General features: G+C 32.6%; 1 protein-coding gene and 1 pseudogene. Both read left to right on the plus strand.

Annotated elements, in window-relative coordinates; genetic code table 11:
* Positions 1-279, plus strand: a pseudogene (locus BKK47_RS12505) (bacteriophage T4 gp5 trimerisation domain-containing protein); the annotation flags it as partial.
* Positions 280-323: 44 nt separating this feature from the next.
* Positions 324-1,748: a hypothetical protein gene (locus tag BKK47_RS12730; RefSeq protein ID WP_244149142.1), complete on the plus strand. Its 1,425-nt coding sequence runs from the start codon at positions 324-326 to the stop codon at positions 1,746-1,748.
* Positions 1,749-1,881: the final 133 nt, after the last annotated feature.

Here is a 1,881-nt window from a genome sequence, read left to right on the forward strand (position 1 = left end):
GAATTGTGTCAAGAAGGGGGTGAAGCGGAAGGTGTAAATCCGTTTGAAACCCTAATAAATAATGCCATCACACCGAATACGTATTACTCAACACGTTTAGATGTTTATGATATTTACGGGCGTTGTAATGAGAAAAAAGTGCCTTATACGATTTTAGATAGTCAAGGTGAGAGAGTGACAGAAGGAATGCTTGATGAAGATGCGCGAACGGGTCGAGTTTATCGTGAAACCGTTGAACAATTGAAAGTCTATGTAGGCAAAGCGAAAATTGAAAGTTAAGCATAAAATTAACTGATAATATAAATATGAGATAGGAAAAAGAGATGGCAAAACAAGAATTATATCGCATTGAGTTTTTTGATAATGAACGAAATGCTATGCCTTATTGTTATTTTGAACTCTATATGAATGGTCATTTAGTCACAGGATTACCTCCGAAAGCAGATAGCCAAGGAAAAATATGGATTAATAAACAATGGGTGGAATCTACGCCAAACTCAACCAAAGAGCTGGTTATCAGTTTCTGGAACAGCGAGTTTCCAAAGACACAACATTCAGAAACGGAAAAATTTATTTGGCCGGAAGGAAAGACATCAATTAAAGCTTTTTTACCGGCTGTTTATACGATTAACACAAGAGCGCTTGCGAATGAAAACAATGAGGAACAAAACTATCAGCGGGCTTATTATCTTGTGAGAAAAGGGGATAGTTGGGAGAAACTTGAGGCCGAATTAGGTGTGAATACTGTGGAGGCTTTAATGTTTCATAATCAAATAAACTATTCCGATTATTTAGCGGAAGGAATGAAACTGTATTATCCTTTGGGTTTTAGGACGAGAAATACGGTGGATTCAGAGGTATCGGAGAAAAAAATAGAGCAAAAGCAGTCTAAAAAGCCAGAAAAAATAGATAAAAAAGAACAAAAACAAGATGGTGAGAAAAAAGAAAATACGCTAGAGCAGCGAAGTCAGGCTAATGGTAAGCCGGTTGAAGTAGCACCTAAAAAAGACGGGTGTTTTTGCTATAGGGATTTTACTGTTGAGGAGGTTAAAAATATTGTTCATCTACTAAGAGACTATGAACCAAAAGTCAAAAAAAGTTTGGGATATTCATTATTTTCAGCTAAAAATTGTAATATTCCAACTTCGGAAGCAACATATGAGAATTTTACAAAAGAACTTAATATTGCTGTGAAAAAATATGATATAAACACTTGTATAAGAAAAATACATTTTTTAGCACAGTGCTATCATGAATCGGCTCATTTCTCAACATCACAAGAATTAGGAAGTCAGGAATACTTAAAAGGTAAGTCGTACTACCCATATATTGGCAGGGGACTGATACAATTGACTCACTCTGGAGAAAAAATTGGTTCGATAGGTTATAAACAATATTTTGAATATATTGGAAGAAATGATTATAAGACAAATTATTCTCTCTTAAATAGTGATCTTCATTTGGCAATTGATGTAAGTGGCTATTTCTGGAAAAGAGGAAAATTGTTAAGTCCAGGTACTATATTAAAAGCTAGATATCCTAACCCAGATGGTATAAAAATTAATTATCAAAAAAAGAAATTACCTACTCATACAACAATTGATATAAACTTGGTTGCTGATGATGATAATACTCGCCAAGTAACTTTTTTGGTTAATGGTGGTCAGTATGCTATAGAAGAAAGAATATCTTACGTTAATAAATTAAAGGAGATTTTTGATTATGAGAAGAATCATAAAAATAAATAGTTTCATAAAATTGGCTTTTATTTTTTTATTTTCTCCTTATATTATTGGAGATTCTAGAGATTTTGATTACTACTCGAATAACAATAATTTTTTTATCAGAAATATAGATATAAATAATGATAATATCTTAGAT

The organism is Rodentibacter mrazii (genome assembly GCF_001998825.1).
Taxonomy (GTDB): domain Bacteria; phylum Pseudomonadota; class Gammaproteobacteria; order Enterobacterales; family Pasteurellaceae; genus Rodentibacter; species Rodentibacter mrazii.

What these genes read in the sequence shown, in the direction of transcription:
- BKK47_RS12730 (WP_244149142.1), top strand. Translation starts at nt 324, where the DNA reads ATGGCAAAACAAGAATTATATCGCATTGAGTTTTTTGATAATGAACGA.